This window comes from Bartonella queenslandensis AUST/NH15, from assembly GCF_000312585.1.
In the GTDB taxonomy this organism is placed as follows: domain Bacteria; phylum Pseudomonadota; class Alphaproteobacteria; order Rhizobiales; family Rhizobiaceae; genus Bartonella; species Bartonella queenslandensis_A.
Window position 1 is genome coordinate 1 of record NZ_HE997973.1, and the last position, 7,388, is coordinate 7,388.

7 protein-coding genes and 1 pseudogene are annotated in these 7,388 nt (G+C 44.3%); all 8 read left to right on the forward strand.

The genetic code is table 11. The annotated features are described in order from the left end of the window. The coding region (locus BN338_RS00155) for a hypothetical protein (RefSeq protein ID WP_039757923.1) at positions 1-521 on the forward strand (521 nt) is incomplete at its 5' end. A 30-nt stretch (positions 522-551) separates the two neighbouring features. Then, positions 552-2,480, forward strand: a complete 1,929-nt coding sequence (locus BN338_RS00160; protein WP_039757924.1) for a phage terminase large subunit family protein — start codon at positions 552-554, stop codon at positions 2,478-2,480. 3 nt (positions 2,481-2,483) lie between these two features. Continuing rightward, positions 2,484-2,732, forward strand: a complete 249-nt coding sequence (locus BN338_RS00165; protein WP_039757925.1) for a phage head-tail joining protein — start codon at positions 2,484-2,486, stop codon at positions 2,730-2,732. Further along, a complete protein-coding gene (locus BN338_RS00170) occupies positions 2,732-4,300 on the forward strand; it encodes a phage portal protein (RefSeq protein ID WP_039757926.1) in 1,569 nt (522 codons plus the stop codon). The genes BN338_RS00165 and BN338_RS00170 overlap by 1 nt, the downstream gene beginning before the upstream one ends. Continuing rightward, entirely contained in the window at positions 4,290-5,354 is a 1,065-nt protein-coding gene (locus BN338_RS00175; protein ID WP_039757927.1) for a S49 family peptidase, read from the forward strand. The genes BN338_RS00170 and BN338_RS00175 overlap by 11 nt, the downstream gene beginning before the upstream one ends. A gap of 259 nt (positions 5,355-5,613) precedes the next feature. Next, the gene (locus BN338_RS00185) at positions 5,614-5,982 is read left to right on the forward strand and encodes a head decoration protein (RefSeq protein ID WP_039757929.1); all 369 of its coding nucleotides are present in this window, start codon (positions 5,614-5,616) and stop codon (positions 5,980-5,982) included. A 12-nt stretch (positions 5,983-5,994) separates the two neighbouring features. Then, the gene (locus BN338_RS00190) at positions 5,995-7,071 is read left to right on the forward strand and encodes a major capsid protein (protein WP_039757931.1); all 1,077 of its coding nucleotides are present in this window, start codon (positions 5,995-5,997) and stop codon (positions 7,069-7,071) included. Between the two features lies 1 nt (position 7,072). Next, positions 7,073-7,388 (forward strand): annotated as a pseudogene (locus tag BN338_RS00195) (head-tail joining protein); the annotation flags it as partial.

Consider the following 7,388-nt stretch of genomic DNA (forward strand, 5'->3'; position numbering starts at 1 on the left):
TTCGTGCCTTTGCGAAAAAGATGTGCGTTTCACCGAATGCGGTGGTTTCTCGATTTAAGACAGGAAAATTTGATCAGGCTCTTTTTGAAGATGGTTCTGTTAATGAAGCGCTTGCAACAGCTATCTGGAATGAGAATCCAACAAAACGCCCTGCTCCATTTTTAGCACCGGATGGTCAACCGCGAACAAAGATCAAACAAACCTCTACAGAAGGCGCTAATGAATACAAGATTAAACTGGAGCGAATGCAAGTTGCCCTTGAAAGCGAGAAGATTGCTCTTGAACGCTTACGCGAAACAACGGTTGACCGTGAAGAAGTCAAGAGAGCAGCCCGTGAGTTTGGAAGAGCACACCGTGACGCCATGTTGAATTTTCCTCACCGATTTGGTGCAAGCATTGCCGCACAGGTTGGATGTGATGCTGCAAGCCTAATTGGTGCCATTGATTATTACATACGAAAGGCTTTGCTTGAAGCTGTTCATATTCCAGTTCCTTATCATGATCCCCAACCTCCAGAATGAGAGAGTTTTGGGGCGAGCAAAGAATGAATAATGGATGAGAATGCTGTTACAGAATTTTTCGCCCATGCCAATGATGCAAGACAACCGGACCCACCATACACGGTTTCCCAATGGGCGGACAAGAATAGATACCTTAGCACGGTAGCCAGTGCTGAACCTGGATTGTGGAGAACAAAGCGGACCCCCTATTTGCGCGAAATCATGGATAACCTTTCCTCTTACGTGCCTATTGAAACAACCATTGTCATGAAAGGAGCGCAGGTTGGCATGTCTGAAGCGGGATTGAATTTCTGCGGTTATGCTATTCATTATAGTCCAGGACCTGCTCTTTATGTCATGCCCACGGTTGAGACAGCCAAAAAGCTTTCAAAGACGCGGCTTGATCCCATGATTATGGCAAGTCCAGTTTTAAGTGAACGCATAGCTCCAGCGCGAGCACGTGACAGTGGTAATACCATGTTTTCGAAAGAATTTTATGGTGGAGCGTTAATGCTTACAGGAGCAAACAGTGCAGCTGGTTTGCGTTCTATGCCTATTCGTTATCTGATCCTCGATGAAGTGGATGGTTATCCCCTCAGTGTCGATAACGAAGGTGATCCGGTGATGATTGCGGAAAAGCGTACCTCAACCTTTGTACAACGAAAGATCTTTAAATTGTCCACACCCACCCACCGTGACACAAGCCGTATTGCAAAGGATTTTGTGCTAGGCGACCAGCGATATTACAACGTACCTTGTGATGCATGTGGTACACTACAGCCGATTGTTTGGTCACAAATCAAATGGCCGAAAGGGGCTCCCGAAAAAGCTGTTTTTGTTTGTGCGCATTGTGGTCATGAACATGCCGAGCACCGAAAAACAGATCTCATGTGTGAAGAAAGAGGCGCATGCTGGGTCCCCACCAGTGAGACAAGCAGACCCAATTTGCGCTCTTATCATATTTCGGCACTTTATTCTCCTTGGCTAACGTGGGGGGAATGTGCAAGAGAGTTTTTAAATGCTAAGGATGATCCAGCTCTTCTACAGCCTTTTGTCAATACAGTGCTTGGAGAGCCATGGGAGGACAGAACAGGCGAAGTTATTGATCCAAACAGTCTCTATGCAAAACGCGAAGAGTATCCTTTAGCACCAGAACAAGCCGTCGTGTTGACAGCAGGCATTGATGTACAAAATGACCGTTTAGAGCTTGAAGTGGTGGGGTGGGGGCGTGGAGAAGAAAGTTGGCATATTGATTATCAAGTGATCCTTGGTGATCCCTCTTCTTTTGAAGTGTGGGACCAATTGGATGAATATCTTGCAAAACGCTGGCCGCATTCAGGCTATAAAGAGGGTATCAAGATAACAGCGGCTTGTATTGATACCGGTGGTGGACATACACAGGCGGTTTATAATTATGTGCGCCCGCGTGAGGGGCGGCGTATCTGGGGGATTAAAGGACAGGCGGGATGGCGTGCGGTATGGCCACGCCGACCAAGCAAAAACAATAAAGGACAGATTAATCTTTATATTGTTGGGGTTGATGCCGCGAAAGATATCATTACAGCACGGTTTAAAAAATCGGGTCCTGAAGCAACGGGAGCTGGTGCAACACACTTTCACAAAAGCCTTGACCTGGAATATTTTGACCAGCTAACCGCTGAAAGAAAAGTCATCAAATATTTTAAAGGCTTCAAGCGTATCGAATGGCAAAAAAGTGAAAAGGCAAGAAACGAAGCCTTGGATTGTAGGGTCTATGCTTATGCTGCTTTACAGGGACTGATTTCAGCAGGAATAAACCTTAACCGAGAAGTCGATATTTTAGAAGAGCGTTTGGAAAAACTTAAAATTGAAGGCGCTTTAGAGCAGCCAACATCAGAACATGTGCCCTCTCCTTCTCCAAGAAGATCTCAGACAGCACAGCCTCAAAAGAAGCCATTCAGAACAATGATAAATCCTTATATGCGAGGGGATTGGAGGTAATTTATGCGTACAGACTTGAACCAAGTAAACAGCAAAATTGACAGACTGGAAAGTTTAAAAAGGCGGCGTGAACAAATTGAAGAGGCTCTTTATTCGGGAGCGCAATCGGTACGCCATGGCGATAAGCAAGTCAGCAACCGCTCTGTTGAGGAACTGCGCAGAGCTCTTGAAATGATCAATACGCAAATAGCGGACCTTGAAGGGCGCAAAGGTTCACGTGTGTTCTATTTTAATATCTCACGAGGCTATTAATGGCTGGATTTTTCAATAAACTCACAGGCTTTTTTAAAATTTCTCGTCAACACAATCCCCATTTTGAAGCGGCAAGCAAAAGCCGCCGTATGAGTGGTTTTGACCCCGCAAAAAAACATATCAATACAGCAATTGAAGAATGCGGTGATACCATTGTTGCTCGTTCAAGATGGCTTTATGACAATGAATCTCTTTATGGATCTGCAACGGAGGAATGGGTCTCTGCGGCGGTTAGTGATGGAATTAAACCTTATCCTCGCATTGAAGGTTTTCAAGAAGAAAAGAAAAAGCTTTTAAACTTATGGTGGCAATGGGTTGATGAAGCAGACTACGATGAAGATGCCAACTTTTATGGTCTACAAGCAACCATTGCACGGGAAGTCTTTTTAACCGGTGAATGTTTTGTCAGGCTACATTATGTTGACCTTTATGGACGCTCTGGTGTGCCTCTTCAGTTGCAAATTTATCCCACTGAAATGCTGGACCTTACTTACAATGGACCTGCTGAGATTGAAGGCAATTACATTCGTATGGGAATTGAATTCGATGCCAGTGGTAAGCGCGTTGCTTATCATTTCTGGAAACATCACCCCTATGATGATTGCTCTTTCAACACAATCTTTGAGAGTCAAGAACGCATACGTGTGCCTGCTGAAATGGTCATTCATATCAAAGAGCGCAGGATTGCCGGACAATTGCGCGGTTCTCCAAAAATAACGCGCTGTATGACAAAAATCTTTCAACTCGAATCCTATGATGATGCAGAACTTGAACGAAAAAAAACAGCGGCTCTTTTTGCAGTGTTTATTACAGGGAAGGAATCTCATGAGGCAGAGTTAGAGGACAATCGTGAAAAAACGAAAATTGAACAGAAGGTGGAAAAGAAGATTGAAGAGGTCCCCGAAGAGCATCCAATTTACCCTGGCTCGGTTAACGTGGTCGATGGTGAAAAACAAATTACATTCTCAAATCCTGTTGAAGTTGGTGGTTCTTATGAGGCTTTTCAGTATCGTAATATTTTAAAAATTTGTTCTTCTCTCAATATGCCTTATGCCGTTGTGACAGGGGATGTTACGCGCGGTAATTTTTCCAATGTGCGTACCTCCATTATTCAGTTTAGACGGCATGTCAAACAATGGCGTGAACATATCATTGCCTTTCAGTTTAACCGCATTGTATGGGAGCGTTTTGTTGAAATGGCCGTACTTTCTGGACGCGTTCACTTATCCGGATGGGAAGAAAATCCCTTGCCATGGCTTCAATGTGAAAGCTTTGCGCCCCCGCTTGAAATGATTGATCCCAATAAAGATATTTCGGCAGAAAAAGAAGAAATCCGTGCAGGTTTGAAAACACGACGCATGGCACTAGCCGAGCGCGGCTTTGATATCGACAGCATTCATGCCGAACTTGAGGAAGAGCACACAGATGCTCGTGCACGCGGCTTATCTTTTGACACGGATATGGCAGCGCCTTCTGGTGAAAATCAAGCGATTGATGATGAAGATTCAGACTCTTCTGAGAGTTATGAAAGCAACCAAGGCAGCGAGGCACACAAAAATGGTGAATAATCTTGATATGCCGTTTTTGGCATCACGGCTTTTTGGGGTTCCACACATGCTTACCTCCACAAAGCTTGATATCATCCTTAATGCTCTTGCACCGCGCCTTTTTGCAGGGGAAAAGTTTCCAGTTAAAGCCTTATCACAAGATGATGCTACGGCTTTAAGACCAGCTGAAGCCTATGTGGTACAAAACAATGTTGCCATAATACCCGTTCACGGCACGCTTGTACGCCGCAGTGCGTGGCTTGGTGCACTCTCAGGCTTAACGTCTTATGAGGGTTTAAGCGCCTCTTTTCGTGAAGCTATTCAACAACCTGATGTTCATGCTGTCTTGCTTGATATTGACAGTGGTGGTGGAGAAGCCGGTGGAGTGTTTGACCTTGTTGAAGAGTTTAAAGCACTTTCAAAACAACACAACAAACCTCTTTGGGCACATGCGAATGAATTTGCATGCTCATCGGCTTATGCCATTGCTTGTTCTGCCTCTCAAATCTGGGTCGCACGCACAGGGGTTGTGGGCTCCATTGGTGTGGTTTGTGCGCATCTTGATCAATCCGGCGCTGATGAAAAAAGCGGATATAAATGGACGTTTGTTTTTGAAGGCGATCACAAAGTTCATGGCAATCCTCACGAGCCTTTAGCAGAGAGGGCTTTTCAAAAAATGCAAGCAGATTGCGCGCTGCTCTATGACATGTTTGTCGATTTGGTAGCGCAAAGCAGATCCATGAGCGCTACTGCAATTCGTGAAACAAAAGCAGAAACTTTTATTGGGTCTCAAGGCATAGAGCTTGGATTAGCAGATGCGCAGGGCACCCTTGCGCAAGCTTTGGAAGCCTTAACGGATTCCATATCACAAACCCCAACAGCAACAAAAAAAGGAAAAAATACATGGCACACACACAATACCGCGCCGAAGAAGATGATGAAAAAATTGTCGACGTCATCAACGAAGACGAAGAGGACGAAAACGAGAGTTACATTGACGAAGACACTCAAGACTTCAACGAAGAAGAGGAAAACGAAGACGCAGATGAGGATGAAGATAAACAGGAAAGCGTAAAAGCTGCTCTTGAAAAGGAAAGAAAACGTGGCGAGGCACTGACAAACCTTGAAAGGCAAGCAAAACGCTTAGGCGTTTCTTTTGATGCAGCAAAAGCCATTAAAAGCGGCATGAGTGTTGAGAAAGCAAAAAATGTTGTGTTAACCGCCGCTGTCTCGAAAAGCGCATCTTTAAAACTATCAACCACAGCTCCCCATAGGGATGGGACGAGCAAGGAAAAAATTTATGCAAAATGGGAAACAATTTGGAAGGGAATAAAATGAGTCAAATTTTTTATGAAGACATCCGCAATGGCGCTTATCTTGGACCATACAATCCGGATATGTCAAACGAAGAAGTGGTTTTTGCATCAGGAGCATTCATTGAAGCTGGAACTGTCATGGGAAAAATTACAGCATCACAAAAATATACCCCCCTTAATCCAGCAGCATCAGATGGGAGTCAAATCCCTGCTGGAATTTCTTTTGCCACTGTTGATGCCTCTCAAGCCGATCAACGGGCCGTGATGACAGCACGCTTATGCACTGTAAAGGCTTCTGAACTGCTATGGCCAGATGCCATTACGGACGAGCAAAAAAATGCTGCCATTCAGTCTCTCGAAAACCATAACAACATTCTATTGCGATAGGAGAATGCGCACATGGATATGAATTTTTTTAAACATGATGCTTTCTCAGCCACGACCATGATGAAAGCGATTGAAAATTATGAGTTTCAACCGGGTCTTATTAGTTCTCTTGATCTTTTTGAGGAAGTGGAAACAAGCACCACAGTGGTTGGTATTGAAAGACGTGACAATACATTGTCCTTGATTCAAACCAGTGAACGTGGCGCCCCCTTGGCAGAAGGTGACAGAGAGAAGCGTAATCTTCGGTTTTTCAAAACAACACGGATTGCCAAAAGTGACACGGTGAAATCAGAAGAAATCCAGAACCGGCGTGAATTTGGGACAGAAGATCAACTCGAGACGGCAATGAAATATATTGCCAGAAAACAAAAGAAACTGATTTCTGAAATCGAACTGACATGGGAAAACATGCAACTTGGCGCTGTTCAAGGGGTGGTACTTGATGCCGATGGCTCTGTCATTGTCGATTGGTACAAGGAATGGGAAATCGCACCACCAAAGCCGATTGACTTTAAATTAAATAATGAGACAACCAATGTTGCGGACCATGTTGATCAAGTCATTATGAAAATGATTGAAGCTTCAAAGGGAGCTTTTTCTGATCGTTCACGCATTATTGGGCTTTGTGGAAATGAATTTTTCTCCAAATTAAAAAACCATAAAACAATTCGTGAGACTTATCTCAACACAGCTCTTGCACAAACGTTGAATAGTGCCGGAGGTATTGCAACACCAAGTTCGATTGGCTCTGGGAGCTTTGGTAGTTTTGACTTTGCGGGCATCACTTTCATTAATTACCGGAGTATTCACAACTATAATGTGAGTGCGAAAGCTGGAACAAAGCGCGCCATAGGTATTAAGCCTGAGGAATGTCAATTCTTTCCCATGGACGCCCCTGGTGTGTTTCAAAAAACCTTTGCACCGGGAGAAAGTTTGGATTTTGCCAACACGGTTGGAAAACCGCTCTACACCATGTTGATCGTTGATAACGACCGTAATGCATGGGTAAAACCGGAGGTATACAGCTATCCGCTTTATATTTGCACGCGTCCTGAAATGCTCTTTAAAGCGGTAAGTGGAGGGAAATAACATGCGATGGCACGGGTTGCTTAATAAAATGATTCAAGATGTGCGCAACACCTTTGGGCAACCCGTCATCTACACCAGAGGATAATCAACAATCGTTTCAAATTACAGCGATTTACACCATTAAACATTCGGAATCGGAGGCTGGAGGCAGAATCCCCACGACAATCGCAAAAAAAGAACTTGATGTTTGTATCAATGATATCGGGGGAATACCACCAAAACCTCAAGATAGTATTGTGATCATCTCTCTTGAATCCAACAAAGCCCCCTCTTCTCAAGAGCACTTCGTGGTCACAGATGTCCAAGCCTCTGAATCC

Bases quoted from the DNA above. Each gene is read 5' to 3' on its own strand.
- BN338_RS00160 (WP_039757924.1), top strand. From the start codon at position 552: ATGGATGAGAATGCTGTTACAGAATTTTTCGCCCATGCCAATGATGCA.
- BN338_RS00165 (WP_039757925.1), top strand. From the start codon at position 2,484: ATGCGTACAGACTTGAACCAAGTAAACAGCAAAATTGACAGACTGGAA.
- BN338_RS00170 (WP_039757926.1), top strand. From the start codon at position 2,732: ATGGCTGGATTTTTCAATAAACTCACAGGCTTTTTTAAAATTTCTCGT.
- BN338_RS00175 (WP_039757927.1), top strand. From the start codon at position 4,290: ATGGTGAATAATCTTGATATGCCGTTTTTGGCATCACGGCTTTTTGGG.
- BN338_RS00185 (WP_039757929.1), top strand. From the start codon at position 5,614: ATGAGTCAAATTTTTTATGAAGACATCCGCAATGGCGCTTATCTTGGA.
- BN338_RS00190 (WP_039757931.1), top strand. From the start codon at position 5,995: ATGGATATGAATTTTTTTAAACATGATGCTTTCTCAGCCACGACCATG.